20 protein-coding genes, 1 tRNA gene and 1 riboswitch are annotated in these 15,865 nt (G+C 69.0%); of the genes, 11 read left to right on the plus strand and 10 right to left on the minus strand.

Annotated features, from left to right (window positions below; all coding sequences use genetic code 11):
* Nucleotides 1-10 precede the first annotated feature (10 nt).
* Nucleotides 11-655: a dihydrofolate reductase family protein gene (locus ACFYPM_RS13815; RefSeq protein ID WP_387195541.1), complete on the plus strand. Its 645-nt coding sequence runs from the start codon at nt 11-13 to the stop codon at nt 653-655.
* 12 nt (nt 656-667) lie between these two features.
* On the opposite strand, the gene ACFYPM_RS13820 is transcribed toward ACFYPM_RS13815, so the two are convergent.
* Entirely contained in the window at nt 668-1,087 is a 420-nt protein-coding gene (locus tag ACFYPM_RS13820; RefSeq protein WP_387195544.1) for a VOC family protein, read from the minus strand.
* On the opposite strand from ACFYPM_RS13820, the gene ACFYPM_RS13825 reads away from it, so the two are divergent.
* From ACFYPM_RS13825 to ACFYPM_RS13835, 3 genes are read left to right on the plus strand one after another with little or no spacing between them, the layout of a single operon-like run.
* Nucleotides 986-1,741, plus strand: coding sequence for a hypothetical protein (locus ACFYPM_RS13825; protein WP_387195547.1), 756 nt, complete (start codon nt 986-988; stop codon nt 1,739-1,741). The genes ACFYPM_RS13820 and ACFYPM_RS13825 overlap by 102 nt on opposite strands.
* Nucleotides 1,738-2,082 carry a transcriptional regulator gene (locus ACFYPM_RS13830; protein WP_387195550.1) on the plus strand — a complete coding sequence of 115 codons (345 nt, stop codon included), beginning with the start codon at nt 1,738-1,740 and terminating at the stop codon, nt 2,080-2,082. Before ACFYPM_RS13825 ends, ACFYPM_RS13830 begins: the two co-directional genes overlap by 4 nt.
* Nucleotides 2,083-2,116: 34 nt before the next feature.
* The gene (locus tag ACFYPM_RS13835; RefSeq protein ID WP_387195553.1) at nt 2,117-2,554 is read left to right on the plus strand and encodes a GyrI-like domain-containing protein; all 438 of its coding nucleotides are present in this window, start codon (nt 2,117-2,119) and stop codon (nt 2,552-2,554) included.
* A gap of 25 nt (nt 2,555-2,579) precedes the next feature.
* Here the strand turns inward: ACFYPM_RS13835 and ACFYPM_RS13840 are convergent, their stop codons facing one another.
* A complete protein-coding gene (locus ACFYPM_RS13840; protein WP_387195556.1) occupies nt 2,580-3,380 on the minus strand; it encodes a hypothetical protein in 801 nt (266 codons plus the stop codon).
* Nucleotides 3,377-3,964, minus strand: coding sequence for an RNA polymerase sigma factor (locus ACFYPM_RS13845; protein WP_387195559.1), 588 nt, complete (start codon nt 3,962-3,964; stop codon nt 3,377-3,379). The genes ACFYPM_RS13840 and ACFYPM_RS13845 overlap by 4 nt, the downstream gene beginning before the upstream one ends.
* 138 nt (nt 3,965-4,102) lie before the next feature.
* Between ACFYPM_RS13845 and ACFYPM_RS13850 the strand changes: the two genes are divergently transcribed.
* Together ACFYPM_RS13850 and ACFYPM_RS13855 are read left to right on the plus strand one after the other, a co-directional pair.
* A complete protein-coding gene (locus ACFYPM_RS13850; protein WP_387195562.1) occupies nt 4,103-5,047 on the plus strand; it encodes an ATP-binding cassette domain-containing protein in 945 nt (314 codons plus the stop codon).
* The gene (locus ACFYPM_RS13855) at nt 5,044-5,793 is read left to right on the plus strand and encodes an ABC transporter permease (protein WP_387195565.1); all 750 of its coding nucleotides are present in this window, start codon (nt 5,044-5,046) and stop codon (nt 5,791-5,793) included. Before ACFYPM_RS13850 ends, ACFYPM_RS13855 begins: the two co-directional genes overlap by 4 nt.
* Here the strand turns inward: ACFYPM_RS13855 and ACFYPM_RS13860 are convergent.
* Together ACFYPM_RS13860 and ACFYPM_RS13865 are read right to left on the minus strand one after the other, a co-directional pair.
* On the minus strand, nt 5,777-8,914 hold the full coding sequence (locus ACFYPM_RS13860) for a BTAD domain-containing putative transcriptional regulator (RefSeq protein ID WP_387195568.1): 3,138 nt from the start codon (nt 8,912-8,914) through the stop codon (nt 5,777-5,779). The genes ACFYPM_RS13855 and ACFYPM_RS13860 overlap by 17 nt on opposite strands.
* Before the next feature lie 60 nt (nt 8,915-8,974).
* The gene (locus ACFYPM_RS13865; protein ID WP_387195571.1) at nt 8,975-9,361 is read right to left on the minus strand and encodes a winged helix-turn-helix transcriptional regulator; all 387 of its coding nucleotides are present in this window, start codon (nt 9,359-9,361) and stop codon (nt 8,975-8,977) included.
* Between the two features lie 102 nt (nt 9,362-9,463).
* On the opposite strand from ACFYPM_RS13865, the gene ACFYPM_RS13870 reads away from it, so the two are divergent.
* From ACFYPM_RS13870 to ACFYPM_RS13885, 4 genes are all read left to right on the plus strand, one after another.
* On the plus strand, nt 9,464-10,087 hold the full coding sequence (locus ACFYPM_RS13870) for an NAD(P)-dependent oxidoreductase (protein WP_387195574.1): 624 nt from the start codon (nt 9,464-9,466) through the stop codon (nt 10,085-10,087).
* Nucleotides 10,087-10,512, plus strand: a complete 426-nt coding sequence (locus ACFYPM_RS13875) for a nitroreductase family deazaflavin-dependent oxidoreductase (RefSeq protein WP_387195577.1) — start codon at nt 10,087-10,089, stop codon at nt 10,510-10,512. The genes ACFYPM_RS13870 and ACFYPM_RS13875 overlap by 1 nt, the downstream gene beginning before the upstream one ends.
* 197 nt (nt 10,513-10,709) lie before the next feature.
* Nucleotides 10,710-11,213: an NUDIX hydrolase gene (locus ACFYPM_RS13880; RefSeq protein ID WP_387195581.1), complete on the plus strand. Its 504-nt coding sequence runs from the start codon at nt 10,710-10,712 to the stop codon at nt 11,211-11,213.
* Nucleotides 11,214-11,449: 236 nt separating this feature from the next.
* Nucleotides 11,450-11,995, plus strand: coding sequence for a 2'-5' RNA ligase family protein (locus tag ACFYPM_RS13885; protein WP_387195584.1), 546 nt, complete (start codon nt 11,450-11,452; stop codon nt 11,993-11,995).
* A 128-nt stretch (nt 11,996-12,123) separates the two neighbouring features.
* Here ACFYPM_RS13885 and ACFYPM_RS13890 read toward each other — a convergent pair whose 3' ends face one another.
* The 4 genes from ACFYPM_RS13890 to ACFYPM_RS13905 form a co-directional block, all read right to left on the minus strand.
* A complete protein-coding gene (locus ACFYPM_RS13890) occupies nt 12,124-12,357 on the minus strand; it encodes a hypothetical protein (RefSeq protein WP_387195587.1) in 234 nt (77 codons plus the stop codon).
* 92 nt (nt 12,358-12,449) lie between these two features.
* Nucleotides 12,450-12,818: a hypothetical protein gene (locus tag ACFYPM_RS13895; RefSeq protein ID WP_387195590.1), complete on the minus strand. Its 369-nt coding sequence runs from the start codon at nt 12,816-12,818 to the stop codon at nt 12,450-12,452.
* Between the two features lie 116 nt (nt 12,819-12,934).
* A tRNA-Gly gene (locus ACFYPM_RS13900) sits at nt 12,935-13,008 on the minus strand.
* Between the two features lie 353 nt (nt 13,009-13,361).
* Nucleotides 13,362-13,934 (minus strand): pyridoxamine 5'-phosphate oxidase family protein, encoded by a 573-nt coding sequence (locus ACFYPM_RS13905; RefSeq protein ID WP_387195593.1) that lies wholly within the window; start codon nt 13,932-13,934, stop codon nt 13,362-13,364.
* Between the two features lie 99 nt (nt 13,935-14,033).
* On the opposite strand from ACFYPM_RS13905, the gene dcd reads away from it, so the two are divergent.
* Nucleotides 14,034-14,612: a dCTP deaminase gene (gene dcd / locus ACFYPM_RS13910; RefSeq protein ID WP_196928889.1), complete on the plus strand. Its 579-nt coding sequence runs from the start codon at nt 14,034-14,036 to the stop codon at nt 14,610-14,612.
* A 63-nt stretch (nt 14,613-14,675) separates the two neighbouring features.
* Here the strand turns inward: dcd and ACFYPM_RS13915 are convergent, their stop codons facing one another.
* Nucleotides 14,676-15,716: an NlpC/P60 family protein gene (locus ACFYPM_RS13915; RefSeq protein WP_387195596.1), complete on the minus strand. Its 1,041-nt coding sequence runs from the start codon at nt 15,714-15,716 to the stop codon at nt 14,676-14,678.
* Between the two features lie 13 nt (nt 15,717-15,729).
* Nucleotides 15,730-15,865, minus strand: a riboswitch (cyclic di-AMP (ydaO/yuaA leader).

The raw sequence follows: 15,865 nt of genomic DNA on the forward strand, positions 1-15,865 counted from the left end.
GGAGATGGCCATGCCGCAGCTGCTGCGGGTGCAGTGCTTCAACGTTTCGCGGGACGGATTCGGCACCGGAGAGGGACAGAGCCTGGAACGGCCCTTCGGCCACGCGGACCCCACCCCGCTGTTCTCCTGGCGGGCAGCCACCGCCAGCTTCGTGTATCGCACCGAGCCGGGCGGCACTCGCGGCCTGGACGACTACCTGACCCGCGACGCCGAGTGCAACATCGGCGCGGAGATCATGGGTCGCAACAAGTTCGGCCCCCAGCGGGGTCCCTGGGAGAACCATGACTGGCAGGGCTGGTGGGGCGACAACCCGCCGTTCCACACGCCGGTCTTCGTGCTCACCCACCACGGGCGCCCGTCGTTCAGCCTTTCCGACACCACGTTCCACTTCCTCGACGCCAGCCCCGCCGAGGCCCTGGCCCAGGCGAAACAGGCAGCCGACGGTCGGGACGTGCGCCTCGGTGGCGGGGTCGACACCATCCGCCAGTTCATCGAGGCCGACCTGGTCGACACGATGCACATCGTGGTCGCGCCCGTCGATCTCGAGCGGGGCGAGCGGTTGTGGGACAGCCCGGACGACCTTCTCGACCGCTTCCACCGTGAGTCGGTGCCCAGCCCCAGCGGGGTCACCCACCTTCTCTTCTGGCGACGGTGACGGCAGCCGACCCTAGGGCAGGCGGGACAGCACAAGCATGCGGTTGCCGTCGGGGTCGGTGACCCCTGCGGACCGCTCACCCCACGGTTGGTCGACCGGCTCCTCAACGACCGTCGCGCCGGCCGAGCGCAGAGCGGTCACGGCGGCGTCGCGGAAAGGCTTCGGTGAACACGGACCACCTCCGCGCCGGACCCCAGCCGCGCCTTGGCTCCGGTGGAACAACCACTGTCGATACCGGTGGGCGTCGTTGTTCGCTGACTCTCTTGCGCAGAATGATTTGCGATGCAAACCTATTGGTATCGCAGCAGCGTTAGGGGCCTGGAGGTCACCGTGTCGGAACAATCGAGCACCGCGCCGAACAGCAGAGACAACCCCGGGGAGCTCCTCGCGTCGATGGCCGCGCTCCGCCGCCGCACCCGGGTCGCCCGGCACGCCTACTGGTTGCCACTCCTGCTGTTCGGTCTCCTGATCGCGGCGGCGGCACCCCTGTACGTGGAGTCGACCGACCCGCTCGCCATGCGCGGGTCGCAGGACAATCCCGCGCTGACCGGCCTCGGTGGGGACTTCCTCGAACGCTCGGCGGGCCTCGGGTGGTACTGGTTGGTGGCACTCGTCGGCGGCTACCTGCTCACCCTCGGGTGGTACCGATGGCACGGCGCGCGGGTGGGTGTCCAGACCCCCACCCGGAGGTACGTCCTGGCCGGCATCGTCGGCACGCTGGTTGGGCTCGTGCTGCCGATCGTGCTGCGATTCCTGTTGCTCAACTCTGCGACGGCAGTGTCCAGCGCGACCAGTTGGGTGACCACACCACTGTTGGGCGTCTCCGATCGCGGCATGTTTCCGCATCTGGTCATCGCGGTGGGACTGCTGGTCCTGGCCCGACTGGAACGCAGCCGCGTACTGACGGCCGTGACCGTGTGCTACGTCATCGCGGTCGTCCTGGTGAACGTCTACTTCCAGACCGCGGACTTCCAGCCGGGTGACCTCAACCGCTACAGCGTCCTGCTGGCGGCCCTGCTGCCGGCGCCGATCCTGCTCGTCGGTGGCATCATCGCTACCTTCACCACGGGTAAGGGGTCGACATGAGCACCGGCACCGGCGGGCACCCGACGAACGGGCTCAGCGACACCGTCCACCAGCGCAACCGGCTCGGCATCCTCACCATCGCCGCCGAGGCCGAGCAGGTGGAGGTCGCCTACCTGCGCGAGGCGCTCGAACTCACCGCCGGCAACCTCTCCCGACACCTCGCCGTGCTGGCGGAGGCCGAACTGATCCACATCGACCGGGGCTACCACGGGCGCAGGCCCAAAACCTGGATCCGGATCACCGAGCAGGGGCAGGCCGCGTTGACTGCCGAGATCGACGCGCTGCGGGAGCTGCTCCGCCGCCACCAGGAGTTGGGTGACCCTCCGCAGCCAACCGGGTAGGAGCCTGTCGTACGGGTGGCATAGGTTGCCGGTCATGAATGCGCCGATGCCCGCACCGGATCCGATCACCCGGCGCGTCGAGCGCCAGGAGACACCCGTCCTGTTCATCTCGACCGCCGACGAACAGGACGCGATCACCGAGGCGTGGGAGCGCCTGGAGACGACCGTCGGGTCACTCCACGGGCGGAAGTTCTTCGGGGTCTTCGGCCCGCCCGACGGTTCGTACCGGGTCTGTGTGCAGGTCCAGGACGACGACGATGCCACCGTGAGCGGGCTCGAGTCCGGGTCGATCCCCGGCGGTCACTACCTGTCCACGACCGTGCAGGGCGAGCCGCCGGAGATCTACTCGCACATCCCCACCCGGTACGCGGAGCTGAAGCAGGTCGCCGACCACGACTCGACGCGTCCCAGCATCGAGTTCTACCGCCGCCGCGATCAGATCGACCTGCTGATCCCGGTGAACGTCCGCTAGCGACGCGGGCGTTCACCGGGCTCGCCTATCGTCCCCAGGGCTCGGCGGGTCGGCAGTCCCCCGGCTTGCCGTAGACGAGGGTGCCTGCGGAGTCCACGTAACAGTTGTCGAACTCGTCCGACGGTCGAAACAGCAGTCGGCGGTCGATCTCCACGCCAGTGGTGTCATAGCTGACCAACTCGGCGTCCCTGGTGACTTCTGCGTGATCGGTGAGCAGGCCGAACACCCCGTCCGCCAACCGCGCCGTGGTCGACTGCCCGTCGCCGTGCTCCAGTACCAGCCGTTGCACCCGAGCGCTGACCCGGCCGGTCACCCCGACGTCGCCCCCGTCGGCTTCGGTCGACATGAGCAGGAGCCGCTGGACCGGGCCAGGCAACCAGGCCCGTTGCGGCCAGACACGTGCACCTGTGGCACCCCCACTGATCTCCTCACCCGGCCGCATCGTGACCTCGCAGGTGAAATATCCGGTGTCCGTGATAAACAGCGCCAGGCCGCGGTCGTCCTGCTCGGCGGCCACGGCCACATCGTTCATTGACAGTGGAATCCGCTCCATCTGCCCGTTCCACTCCAGGCACTTCTCCACCGCCCGGTGCAGCGTCGGGGACAGTTCACCCGAACCCATCGCCAGATGCCGCACCTCGTCCCCCCTCGGCACCGTCGCCACCCCGGCCACCACCGCGGCAGCCGTCGCCACGGTGGCGATCCCGAGTCGTACCGCCCTGCGGCGTCGAGGCCGGCGGATCGACGTCATCAGCTCCGCTCGCATCCGCACCGCCCTGCCCGGCGGCAGATCGCGTTCGGCCGGCAGGTCGAGAATGTCCTTCATCGTTCCTCCTCCTGCTTGTTGCCGTCGGTAACCATCCGTGCCAGCCGAGCCCGTGCACGACTCACGCGCGAACGGAGTGCGCCCTCGCTGATGCCGAGGACCGTCGCCGCCTCGGCGTACGGCACGCCGGACCACAGACACAGGGCCACCGCCTCGCGTTCCGCGCGAGGTAATCGGCGGACCACCGCCAAGAGCTCGGTCATCTGCCGTTCGTCATCGAGCCGCGCGACGATGTCGCCGGCCGGGTCCGCGGTCGCCTCCCGCTCGGGTGGCAACCTCCGCAGGGCTGCCAACCATCGGCGGGCCGAGCGCCACTCGGTGCGGGTCGTGTTGGTGGCGACCACCAGCAGCCACGGCAACGCCGACCCGTCCACCAGGACCGCCGCTTCGCCGCGTCTCCGCCACGCGACCAGGAAGGTCGCCTGCGTGACGTCCTCAGCGAGCGTCCACGAGCCGGTGAGCCGGAACACGTGGTTGTAGACCGCCCGGGCGTACCTGTCGAAGAGCCGGCCGAAGGCGACCTCGTCACCGGCCGCGATGGTCGACCACAGATCCTGGTCGGACGGTTGTATCTGGCTCGTCACACCTGACTATTGCCGGTCGCGGTGGATCCGTTGCAGTCCTGCTCGCAGTCGCGGGGCGGGACGAGGTGAGACACCGTGTCAGTGGCCGTGTCACGGTCGCGTCAGGGCGGTGACAGGCCGGCCGCCGATGGTAGCCACATGACGAGTTCAGCGATTGCGGTCTCCGGGCTGCGAAAGGCCTACAAGGACAAGGTCGTGCTTGACGGCATCGATCTGGATGTCCCCGCGGGCACGATCTTCTCCCTGCTCGGCCCGAACGGGGCGGGCAAGACGACGACAGTGAACGTGCTGACCACACTGGTGAAGGCCGACGGCGGGACCGTACGCGTCGCCGGCCACGATGCCGCGACCCAGGCCAGGGCGGTACGCGCGGCGATCGGGGTCACCGGTCAGTTCGCGGCCGTGGACGAGCTGCTGACCGGACGCGAGAACCTGCAGCTGATGGTGGACCTGAGCCAGGTGCCCGCGAAGGATGGCAGGAGGGTCGTCACGGAACTGCTGGATCGGTTCGATCTCACGGAGTCCGCGCAGAAGCCGGTGTCGACCTATTCCGGCGGTATGCGCCGCAAGCTGGACCTGGCGATGACGCTCGTCGGCGAGCCGCGGATCATCTTCCTCGACGAGCCGACGACGGGCCTCGATCCGCGCAGCCGCCGCACGATGTGGTCGATCATCCGGGACCTGGTGGCCGACGGGGTGACGATCTTCCTCACGACCCAGTACCTCGAGGAAGCCGACCAGCTCGCCGACCGGATCGCCGTCCTCGACCAGGGGCGCGTTGTCGCCCAGGGCACGCCCGACGAGCTCAAGCGCCAGATGCCCGGCACCCACGTCCGACTCCGCTTCACCACCGTCGCCGAACTCGACACCGCCGCCCGGGTGCTCGCCGACGCCACCCGGGACGACGAGGCGCTGGCCCTGCGGGTCCCCAGTGATGGCGGAACCGCCTCGCTGCGGGCCCTGCTCGACCGGCTCGACGAGTACGCGATCAGCGCCGAAGGGTTCTCCGTGCAGACGCCGGACCTCGACGACGTCTTCCTCGCCCTGACGGGCACCCGCACCCCGGAGGTTTCCGCGAAATGAGCGCCAAGACCCACTCGATCGTCATGCTGCGTCGCAACCTCACGCACCTCACCCGCAACCCGACCTCGGTGTTCAACGCGGTCCTGATGCCGATCGTGATCATGTTGATGTTCGTCTACATGTTCGGCGACGCCTTCAACGTCGGCGTCGACTACATCGACTACGCCACTCCAGGACTGATGCTGTTGGCAGTCTGCTACGGGCTGGGGGCCACCGCGACGGCGGTGAACTCCGACATGACGAAGGGCATCATCAACCGGTTCAAAGTCATGCACGTCTCCCGGGGCGCGGTGCTGACCGGTCACGTGGTCGCCAGCGTACTGACCAACCTGGTCGCCATCGCGGCGCTGGTCGGGGTGGCCTTCCTGCTCGGATTCAGTCCGTCGGCGAGCCTCCTCGGCTGGCTCGGCGTGCTCGGCGTCATCGTGCTGCTCGGCTTCGCCGCCGGCTGGCTCACGGTCGCCCTGGGGCTCTCGGCGAAGTCTCCGGAAACGGCGGGGCTGGCTTCCGTACCGCTGGTCATGCTTCCGTTCTTCAGCAGCGCGATCGTCCCGGCGGACAAGATGGGACCCGGGCTGCGGGAGTTCGCGGAATACCAGCCGTTCACGCCGATCATCGAAACGCTGCGTGGACTCCTCAACGGCACGCCGTCCAGCGGTGACGTGATCCCCGCCCTCGCCTGGTGTGTCGGGATCGCTCTCGTCGGATACCTGTGGTCACGCTCCACGTTCACGAAGCGAGCGTGACCGCGACCAACCGATTCCACTCCGTCCGACTGCCTTCTCGCGCCGCCTCTGCGAATCTCACTTCGCCGAGGCGGCGCCGTACTTCCCGCTCGATCCGGGCCACATCCGGCTGGGAATGATCCTGCCGTCCTCGCACGCCGGTGCTCGCGGCGAGCAGCCGCGCGGCCAGCTCATGCTGGTCACGGCGCAGCGCCAGGTCCGCGGCACCGACGAGTACCCGCGCGATCGAGGGTGCGTGCCCCGTCGCGGCTGCCGCCTCGCAGGCCAGGGAATGGTGTCTGCGAGCCGCGTCGAGATCGTCGGCGACATAGCCGAGCAGGTCGTGCGTCAACACGCGGATGTGCGCCTGCGTCGCCTCGTCGCCCAACAGGCTCGTCGCGACACCGACCTGGTGGGCCACCTCCTCGGCCTGGCCACGCCAGCGAGCGAGTTCCGCCTGGGACAGGGCCAGCATGGCCAACGCACCGGGCCACGTGACCCGCGCCGCGCATCGCCGCGCCTCGGCCATGGCTGCCGCGCTGGACAACTCATCGCCGAGCAACCAGTACAGCTGAGCCTGCCGGGACCGCATCCGGATGATGTCCTCGACGGTGCCGACCTCGGTGACGACCGCGGTCGCCTCCTCGTAGAGCTGGCACGCACCGGCGAACTCACCGCGTACGGCAATCAGCTCCGCCAACTCGGTCAGGGCGAACGAGATCCCGAACCGTTCACCGAGCGCCCGGAACTCGGCGAGCGCCGCCACGAGATGCGCCTCCATATCCCCACCATCCTGGCCGAAGATGATCCGCATCTTGCCCAGCTGCAACCGGGCCAGCGCACGTACCCAGGGATCCTCGTCGTCCAGCAGCGGTTCCCACGCCTGCAGGATCGCGTCCGGGGCTCGCAGCATGCGTTCCAGCGGGACGACGAGCGCCGTCCCCGGGTGGCTGCCGTTACTGCGTTGGCTGAACTCGTACGCCTTGTGGATCCACTCCGCCGCCTGGCGTTCGTCACCCGGTCCCGAGTTGATGAAGAGCACGACGAGCGCGTACACCGTGGCCCGGATCTCGTCGCTGACCTCGCCAGGCGTCTCGGTGGCCGCCGTGATCAACTCCATGCCTTCGGTCCGGTGACCACCCAGCCACCAGTACCAGCCGGCACCCGCGGCCAGCCGCATGGCCGCGTGCGCTTCGCCCGCGGCGAGCGCACCGCGCATCGCGGATCCGATGTTGTCATGTTCGACCTCGAGAGTGGCGAGCCAGGTCACCTGGTCCGCGCGGCGGAGCTGCGGCTCCGCGGTCGCGGTCAGTTCGATGAAGTACGTCAGGTGCGTGTGGCGCGCCAGGTCCGATTCCCCCGCCTCAGCGAGGCGGTGCGCGGCGTACTCCCTGATCGTGCCGAGCATCCGGTAGCGCGGAGCCTCACCGCCCTCGGCGACCACCAGCGACTTCTCGGCCAGCGCGGTGATCAACTCGAGCACATCCTCCGGCTCGACCTCGTCGCCGGCGCAGACCCGTTCGGCCGCTTCCAGGCTCACCCCGCCCGAGAACACCGAGAGCCGGCGCAGGACCGCCCGCTCCGCGTCGGTCAGCAGCTCCCAACTCCAGTCGACCACCGCGCGCAGCGTCCGGTGCCGGGGCAACGCGGTACGGCTGCCGCCCGTCAGCAGGCGGAACCGGTCGTCGAGCCGCCTGGCGAGCTGGTCGATGGACATGGTGCGCAACCTGGCGGCGGCCAGTTCGATGGCCAGCGGCATCCCGTCCAGCGCCCGACAGATCCGCGCCATCGTGGACAGCGTGAGATCGTCGACGGCGAGATCCCTGCGCACCGCGCCCGCTCGGTCCCGCAGCAACCGGACAGCGGGGGAGGTCTCGATCTCGCTGGGGTCGGCGTCGACGTCCGGCAGGTCCAGCGGCGCGACCGGCCAGAGCGCCTCGCCGGTGATGCCGAGCGGTTCCCTGCTCGTCGCGATGATCCGCAGCCGCCGACACTCCCCGAGCAGCCGGTCCGCGAGCACCGCCGCCGACTCGATCACGTGCTCGCAGTTGTCCAGGATCAGTAACGCCTCCCGCTCGCGGATCGCGGCGACGAGCCGGTCGATCAACTCCACGCTCGGTGGCTCACCGAGCAGGGCGTCCCGGAGTCCGAGCCCCACGAGCGTCGCCTGCACCACGTCACCGTCCGCACCGATGGGGGCGAATTCGACAAGCCAGGCCCCGTCCGGCAGGTCGTCGAGCATCCTGCGCGCGGTCTCCGTGGCCAGCCGGGTCTTCCCGGAGCCACCCGGCCCGATCAGGGTCGTGAGCCGGTGCTCGGCGACGAGCGCGCCGACCTCAGCGACGGCCTCGTCCTTGCCGATGAAGCTGCTCAATTCGGCACGAAGGTTGGTCTTCCGGTGCTCCTCGCGCCGCTGCACCTCACCCCGCAGGAGCGCGACGTGCAACGCCGAAAGTTCCGGCGAGGGGTCGACGCCCAGCGCGTCGGCCAGCGCCGCACTCGTGCGCTGATACACGAGCAGCGCCTCGTTGTCTCGGCCGCTCGCGGCGAGCGCCCGCATCAACGCGAGGACCAGCCTTTCCCGTACCGGGTGCGCGGCCACCAGATCGGTCAGCTCCGCGACCAGCTCCGGACCGTGGCCGAGGCCGACCTCCACGTCGAAGCAATCCTCCAGGGCGGTCAGACGCAGCCTGTCGAACCGGGTGACCGCCGCGTCGAGCGCCGCGCTGTCGGCCAGGCCGACGTCCTGCATCGCCGCACCGCGCCACAGATCGAGGGCCTCGCGCAGCCGCCGTCCCCGCTGCGCGCGCTCGTCATCGCGAGCCAGGCCGACGAGCCGTTCGAACCGTACGGCGTCCACGTCATCGGGTTCGACGATCAACCGGTAGCCGTCCGCCTGCCCCTCGATCGACCCCTCCGGCAGCGCCTTCCGCAGCCGGGAAACCAGGCGGTGCAGGGCATTTGCCGCATCGGAGGGCGGATGTTCACCCCAGATCCAGTCGACGAGGCTCCCCTTCGCGACCACGCGACCCGGGTTGAGCGCGAGGACGGTCAGCAGCCCGCGCAGCCGCGCGCCCGGCACGTCGATGACGGTGCCGACGTCCGCGCGAACCTCGAATGGACCAAGCATCCTGACCTGCACCTGGCAGATCCTGCCACGAACGTGAGAAGCATCCGTGTCGCCGAGGGCGCGCCGGGTGGCTCACCCCGGGGTGTCGCGCCCGGCGACGTTGTCGTACGACTCGCGGGCGTCAAGCAACTCGTCCCAGTGCCGCTCGGTCCAGGCGCAGACGACCGCGATCGGTTCGAGCATGCTGCGGCCCACCGGGGTCAACTCGTACTCCACGTGCCGAGCGACCTCGGTGAGGACGGTGCGCGTGATCAGCCCGTCCCGTTCCAGGGAGCGCAGCGACTGGGTGAGGACCTTGGGGGTGACGCGGCGCAGCGGCACACGCAGCTCGGAGAAGCGACGAGGCCCCGGCTCAAGACAGCGGATGATCAGCGCCGCCCACTTGTCGCCGAAGCGGCTCGGGTTGAGCGAGGACGGACACAGCTCGTCGAACATGTCGTCGGGCAGAGGTTGCCTCATCGCCAAACCATAACTGGTATCCCGGAGGTAACCACGGCCCTCGATAGCGTCGGCGAATCGGCCGGGCATGCCAGCTCCGGCCCCGGCGGAGAGGTGCCCGTCATGCGGATCGTGATCTTCGGCGCGGGCGGTCGGGCCGGACGGCAGGCCGTCGCCGAGGCGCACCGACGCGGCCATCAGGTCACCGCCGTGGTGCGCAACCCCACCGAGCACAGCGACTTGACCGACGTACGGTTGGTGGCGGGCGACGTGGTCGGCGCCGGGAGCGTCGCACGGGCAGCCGACGGGCACGACGCCGCCATCAGTGCCGCCGTCGACCTGTCCGTACCGCCGCACGACTTCTTCACCGCAGCATCGCGGGCCCTGGCCACCGGTCTGACCAGCGCAGGGGTACGTCGCCTCGTGGTGGTCGGCCTCGCCTCGATCATGCCCGGGGCGTCCGGTGCCGCCCTGATGGACGAGCCCGGGTACCCGAACGCGTACCGGTCCTTCTACCTGGGTCACGCGGCGGGCCTCGACGAACTCCGGACCTCCGACCTCGACTGGGCCTACCTGGCTCCCGCCGGCGACTTCGACCACGACGGCACCCGCACCGGCCACTACCGGCTTGCCGCACACGGCGACCCGGCCAGTCGAATCAGCTACCCGGACTTCGCCATCGCACTTGTCGACGAGATCGAGACACCCCGCCACCACCGGGCCGCCGCGAGCGTCCGGGAGGTGTGATGCCCGAGGTCCACGACAGCTTGAACGCCTGGGTCGCGGAACACATCCGTCGTTTCGAGGAGACCGACGGCCGACCCCGCCCTGGAGTGAACGACCTGCTCCTGACAACCCGCGGCCGAAGAACCGGCGAACTGCGCCGCACCGTACTCGTCTACCAACGCGACGGCGACCGCTACGTGCTGGCCGCCTCCAACCGGGGCGCAGACAACCACCCCGCGTGGTACCTCAACCTGCTCGCCGACCCGTACGTCACGGTGCACGTCGGCACGGAGCGCTTCAGCGCGTACGCACGCCCCGCCACCGCCGGGGAGCGTCCGCAGTTGTGGCGGCTGATGGTGTCGGCCAACTCGGAGTACGCGGCCTACCAGCAGCAGACCACGCGGACGATCCCGGTGGTCCTCCTGGAACCCCGTCTCCTTTGGTAGGCCCGCGCAACACGGAGCAGCAGACCGACGCTGAGCACCGCGTTGGAGGGCGACATCCAGGTGAGATGCTGTCGATGTCGCGGCAGCGCGACGATGGTCACGACGCAATCTGAAGGCAGCATGCGGGTGAGGTGCGCGGCACTACGATTGCCCGCGTTTCCGCACCGCATGGCTCACCGATTGGATTGGACGGCCCCATGAGAATCCCGCCGTTCGCGTTCAAGGTGCTCTATCACCTGCGCAGGATGTACTGGCGGATCGCCAAGCCGACCATCCATGGCGTGAAGGCGCTGATCATGCATCCGGTTGACGATGACCGATTCCTCCTCGTTCGACACAGCTACGGTGACCAGTCGCTGTGGAGCCTGCCCGGAGGCGGATACAAGCCAGACCGGGAGACCCCTGAACAAGCGGCCAGGCGTGAGTGCGTCGAGGAACTGGGCGTTGAATTGGACCCGTCCGCCTCGGTGATCGACGAACACGTGACCACCAACGGGAGCAGACCGGGCTACCTGAAGGTTGTCCGCCTGCGCGCGATCTCAGAGGTGCTCCACCCCAACGGAGAGATCTCCCAGGCCCGGTGGGTAGCCGTGGACCTTACCGAACTACCCGACGATTCGGCGGTCTCCGAGTGGGTGCATTCGACCCTGGAAGCGCATGCCCGCCGACCTGACGCCCAGGAAGGCGGAATGACCGCGTGAGCAGACCTGGTCTGCGGTACGCGAAAGTGGCAGCGTCGGTGGTGTCACTCCAGGTCGTTCAAGCGCAAGCAGCAGCGCATGCGCCAGTGGCAGGCTGATTCGGAGAGGCCGCCCACGTCGACCGGCGACGTGGCCGCTGCTGTCCTCGCCCAATGGCATTTGGTTGCTCCCATGACGGCCCAGCACCGGTGGCGAATCCCTAGACGAGCACCGACCATGACCGGGAAGCTTCCGGGATGGACCCGACACAGACGGCACTGATCGTGCCGATACCCGAGGCCGAGGAAGCGGTGGGCCGGTTTCGGGAAGCTCTCGACCCGGCGGCATCATGGGGCGTGCCGGCGCACGTGACCGTCCTCTACCCGTTTCTGCCTCCGCAGCAGATCAACGACCAGACCCTGACCGTGCTGCGCGAGACCATTGCCGGCATACCGCGGTTTGACGTTGCGCTGACTCACATCGGCTGGTTCGGTGACACGGTCGTCTGGCTGGCACCGCAGCCGGACCGTCCGCTGGTGAATCTCACCGCGGCGGTGTGGCAGCGGTTTCCGGAGACCGCCCCCTATGCCGGGGCGCACACCGATGTGGTGCCGCATCTGACGTTCGGCCAGGACGCCCCGAAGCCCACATTGAGCCACGCCGCGGAAACCGTCTCGGCGCGGCTGCCGATCAGCGCGGCCATCGACATGGTTTGCCTCATCGCCGGTACGCCGGGCCTCAGCCCTTGGCGCACCGTCTGCGAGTTCCCGTTGGGGGCGGATCTCCTCGTCGGGCAGTCGTGATCCGTCCCAGCTCGTTACCTTCCTGGTCGTCCCCGGCCGGGGACCCTGGGTTGCCCAGCCCGGTACGACGCCCTGCCCCTGTCGTCCGGAACCGACAAATTAGCCGATCCACATTCAGAGACAAGGCACTAGCTATCGGTGCCGACCTCTGAGCGCTGGCGCCGGAGCAGCAGCACGGCGGATACCAGGTAGCCGACGGCAAGCAGCACTGCCAGCGCATCGAGGACCACCGACCAACCGACCGGCTCCCCGATGGCGAACACCCAGTACGTCGCGGCAAGAAAGAGCCAGAAACCACCCAGGCTGAAGCCCTGCTTTGGCGTCTTCGTTGTCTGCCACCACGGGCTACCGGCTGTTCCCATAGCCAAATCCTGCCATTGTCGAAGGGAAATGAGCACTCGTGATCACTGCGCGTCATGGTCATTGACCCACGGCGGCCGGTGAGGGTCCAGTTTCAGTCGTCCTGACCGGCAGCGGGGCGGAGCTCTTCCCACTGCGGGTCGTAGCAGACGAGCCCGTGTTCGGCGGCGATCCGTGCCGCCGCAGCGGAGACCTCGTCGGACCGACTGAACCGCATCGTGAAGTAGACCATGGGGCCGGACGTTTGATCGATGAGGCCATTCGACAGTGGGTGTAGCTCGGCGTCGTGGCCGTACGGGTCGGGCCATCGAGCCACCACGGCATCGACGTAGGCCCGGATGCGCGGTGTCGGCGGCTGATCCTCGCTCTCGAAGTACCGCTGATACAGGGCGTCGTATGCCTCACCGGCCGCTTCGTCGTTGGCAGGCCTGTCGGCCTCCCACACCGCCAGGTCGTAACTCATGCGGGCATCATGCCAACGCTGCCGGATCGCCAAGCATAGTGCCCGCCGGGCACTGGCGGTCCGTGGCACATCGAAGGCCCTGGCTGGGACTGCCGTCCTGGCCAGGGCCTTGATCGTGGAGCGGGTGACGGGAATCGAACCCGCACTGTCAGCTTGGGAAGCTGATGTTCTGCCATTGAACTACACCCGCAAGCGGCACCACTGTACCCGAGTCGTCGAGCCCGTGCACCCAGGTACCCCCGCCCGCCGCACGACCCGGGTTGATCCACTCGGGGTCCTGGAAGTCGGGGCATCCGAGCGGCCGGGAGACCGCGACATCACGGAAACCGAGTGGATCATGCCGGAGCGCCCCCGTCCGCGGGGCGATGCCAGGCGGCCGTCCGCGGGGCGATGCCAGGCGGCCGTCCGCGGGGCGATGCCAGGCGGCCGTCCGCGGGGCGATGCCAGGCGGCCGCCCGCCCGCGGGGCGTACAGCCGAATGCCGGCTCCGTCAGCACGGAGCCGGCATTCGGCTGTCGCTGGGCCACGATCAGGCGGCCATGGTCAGGCGGCCGTGCACTGGACGTCGCGGCTGCGGCGGGTCGGGCGGGTCTGCGGCACGGTGAGCGGCGCGGTGAGCGGCGCGGCCGCCACCGCCGATGGCGCCTGCGGGTCGAGCCAGACCCGAACGGCCGGCCGGGCCGGCGCGAGGCCCGGGACGCCGGTGATGTACTGCTCGCGGCGGGTCAGCATCGCCACGTCGACGGTGAACTCGAACAACTGCCAGTCGACCTGCGGCTCCGCGCGGGCGCCCTGCGCCAACCGGGCGACTCGCGCCGGATCGGTCACCGGGCGGGCATGACCCGCCACGTACGCCTCGTCGTCGCTCTCCTCGGGCGGGAACGAGTGCAGCGCGTAGCGGCCATCGCGTTCGAGGTCACGGCGCTTCGGGGAGTCGATGATGAAACAGAACAGACCCTCGTCGGTGATGACCGGGGAGACCGGATGGACCCGGGGTCCGCCGTCGGCACGGACCGTGGCCAGGTAGCCGAAGCCCGGCCCGTACTGCTGGAGGAGAACGCGGATCCCGTCGGCGAGTCGGGGCTCGTCGGCGGCGAATTCGGACCAGGAAGCCATGTGGGCATTCTATCGAACAAATGTACGAGGGGCGACCTCGACGCGCTGGTCACCGGCACTGAATTCGGGGGTTTTGCGGCCCGCCGCTAAGGTGGTCCGATGCTGCTCTCCGACCGCGACCTGGTCTCCGAGATCAAGGCCGGCACGCTGGGCCTGGAGCCGTTCGAGCCCACCCTGGTCCAACCTTCCAGCATCGACGTACGGCTGGACCGACTTTTCCGGGTCTTCAACAACCACCTCTACACCCACATCGACCCGGCCATGCAGCAGGACGACCTGACCTCGGTGGTCGAGGTGCCCGACGGGGAGCCGTTCGTGCTGCACCCCGGGGAGTTCGTGCTCGCCTCGACGCTTGAGGTCATCTCGCTGGGCGACCAGCTCGCCGGCCGGCTGGAGGGCAAGAGTTCACTGGGGCGGCTCGGGCTGCTGACGCACTCCACCGCCGGCTTCATCGACCCCGGCTTCTCCGGTCACGTCACGCTCGAACTCTCGAACGTGGCGAACCTGCCCATCACTCTCTGGCCGGGCATGAAGATCGGGCAGCTCTGCATCTTCCGGCTCTCCTCGCCGGCCGAGCACCCGTACGGCTCGGCGGTCTACGGCTCGCGCTACCAGGGGCAGCGGGGGCCGACGCCGAGCCGCGCCTGGCAGCACTGGCGCACCTGGCCCACCCGCTGACCCCGTGAACGACGAGGGCCCGCCGCGACGAATCGCGACGGGCCCCTCGGTCAGTACCCATGATCAGCCTGGACGGCCGTAGCTGTGGATCGGGCCGTCGTCGACCTTCTTCATCTTGACCGGTTGACCGGCCTGCGAGGCGTGCACCACCCAGCCGCCACCGACGTACATGCCGACGTGGTGGATGTCGCTGTAGTAGAAGACCAGGTCGCCGGGGCGCAGGTCGGCCTTGCTGACGTTCTTGGTGACGCGGCTCTGCGCCGCGGCGTTGTGCGGCAGGGACACCCCGGCCTTCGCCCAGGCGGCCAGCATCAGCCCGGAGCAGTCGTACGAGTTCGGGCCCTCGGCACCCCAGACGTAGGGCTTGCCGATCTGCGCGCAGGCGAACTTGACAGCCGTCCCCGCGGCGCCGCCGGGATAGCTGCCGGGGCAGGGAGCTGGGCGCAACGGACCGCCGCCACCGCTGCCGTACACCTTGAGGCGCAGTTTTTGCAGCTTGTCGATCTCGTCGTTGATCTGCTTCTTCTTCGCGGCCAACTGAGACTCGGTACGGGTCAGCTGGGTCACCATCTCGTCGAGTGGCGCCTTCTGCCTGGCCAGCTCGTCGCGCAGGTCGGCCACCTCGCGGACGTCCTGCTGCTGGTTGTGCGCGAAGCGGTCGAGCATTTCGAGCTGGCCGACCACCTCGCTGGGTGACTGACTGCCCAGCACCGCGTTGACGGTCAGCACGTTCTCACCCTTGTAGGCGCGTACGGCCAGGGCACTGACCTTGTCCATGGCGGCGTCGACCTGACGCTCCAGCGGGGCGATCCGGGCGGCCAGCGCCTGGGCCTGCCTGCGCTTGTTGGCCAGGTCGATGCGGGTGGCGTTGTGCTGTTCGATGATCGGTTCGAGTTTGTTCCAGTCGGCGTCGATCTGGCGTTCGATCTCGGCGACGGACGGGTCGGCGTGGGCCGCCGTGGCGCTGCCGGTCAGGACGACGGCGACGCCGGCCAGGGCGGCGAGCGCGGTGGTGAAGCGGGACCAGCGTGGGCGCGGCGCGATCGACGGCGGGCCGGCTGCTGCCGACCGCTCGGACGACGGCCGCGGGGCATGGAGTGCCACCGGGGTTCCGTACTCCTTCTTCCTGACCGCCTACCGGGTTAGCTGACGGGTTCGGGCGGGAAGTGGGCGCCCTACCGCAGTGACTGCGGATTCACCCCGGGGGACATGGGTCCCCGGTTCGTTCGGAAACGACTCGGCGGTGTCGGACC

Origin of the sequence: Micromonospora sp. NPDC005203 (assembly GCF_042872705.1) — a bacterium.
Lineage (GTDB): Bacteria > Actinomycetota > Actinomycetes > Mycobacteriales > Micromonosporaceae > Micromonospora.

Excerpts from the sequence above, each read along its gene's own strand:
- ACFYPM_RS13815 (WP_387195541.1), top strand. The coding sequence starts at position 11 with ATGCCGCAGCTGCTGCGGGTGCAGTGCTTCAACGTTTCGCGGGACGGA.
- ACFYPM_RS13830 (WP_387195550.1), top strand. The coding sequence starts at position 1,738 with ATGAGCACCGGCACCGGCGGGCACCCGACGAACGGGCTCAGCGACACC.
- ACFYPM_RS13835 (WP_387195553.1), top strand. The coding sequence starts at position 2,117 with ATGAATGCGCCGATGCCCGCACCGGATCCGATCACCCGGCGCGTCGAG.
- ACFYPM_RS13840 (WP_387195556.1), bottom strand. The coding sequence starts at position 3,380 with ATGAAGGACATTCTCGACCTGCCGGCCGAACGCGATCTGCCGCCGGGC.
- ACFYPM_RS13850 (WP_387195562.1), top strand. The coding sequence starts at position 4,103 with ATGACGAGTTCAGCGATTGCGGTCTCCGGGCTGCGAAAGGCCTACAAG.
- ACFYPM_RS13855 (WP_387195565.1), top strand. The coding sequence starts at position 5,044 with ATGAGCGCCAAGACCCACTCGATCGTCATGCTGCGTCGCAACCTCACG.
- ACFYPM_RS13865 (WP_387195571.1), bottom strand. The coding sequence starts at position 9,361 with ATGAGGCAACCTCTGCCCGACGACATGTTCGACGAGCTGTGTCCGTCC.
- ACFYPM_RS13870 (WP_387195574.1), top strand. The coding sequence starts at position 9,464 with ATGCGGATCGTGATCTTCGGCGCGGGCGGTCGGGCCGGACGGCAGGCC.
- ACFYPM_RS13875 (WP_387195577.1), top strand. The coding sequence starts at position 10,087 with ATGCCCGAGGTCCACGACAGCTTGAACGCCTGGGTCGCGGAACACATC.
- ACFYPM_RS13880 (WP_387195581.1), top strand. The coding sequence starts at position 10,710 with ATGAGAATCCCGCCGTTCGCGTTCAAGGTGCTCTATCACCTGCGCAGG.
- ACFYPM_RS13885 (WP_387195584.1), top strand. The coding sequence starts at position 11,450 with ATGGACCCGACACAGACGGCACTGATCGTGCCGATACCCGAGGCCGAG.
- ACFYPM_RS13890 (WP_387195587.1), bottom strand. The coding sequence starts at position 12,357 with ATGGGAACAGCCGGTAGCCCGTGGTGGCAGACAACGAAGACGCCAAAG.
- ACFYPM_RS13895 (WP_387195590.1), bottom strand. The coding sequence starts at position 12,818 with ATGAGTTACGACCTGGCGGTGTGGGAGGCCGACAGGCCTGCCAACGAC.
- ACFYPM_RS13905 (WP_387195593.1), bottom strand. The coding sequence starts at position 13,934 with ATGGCTTCCTGGTCCGAATTCGCCGCCGACGAGCCCCGACTCGCCGAC.
- dcd (WP_196928889.1), top strand. The coding sequence starts at position 14,034 with ATGCTGCTCTCCGACCGCGACCTGGTCTCCGAGATCAAGGCCGGCACG.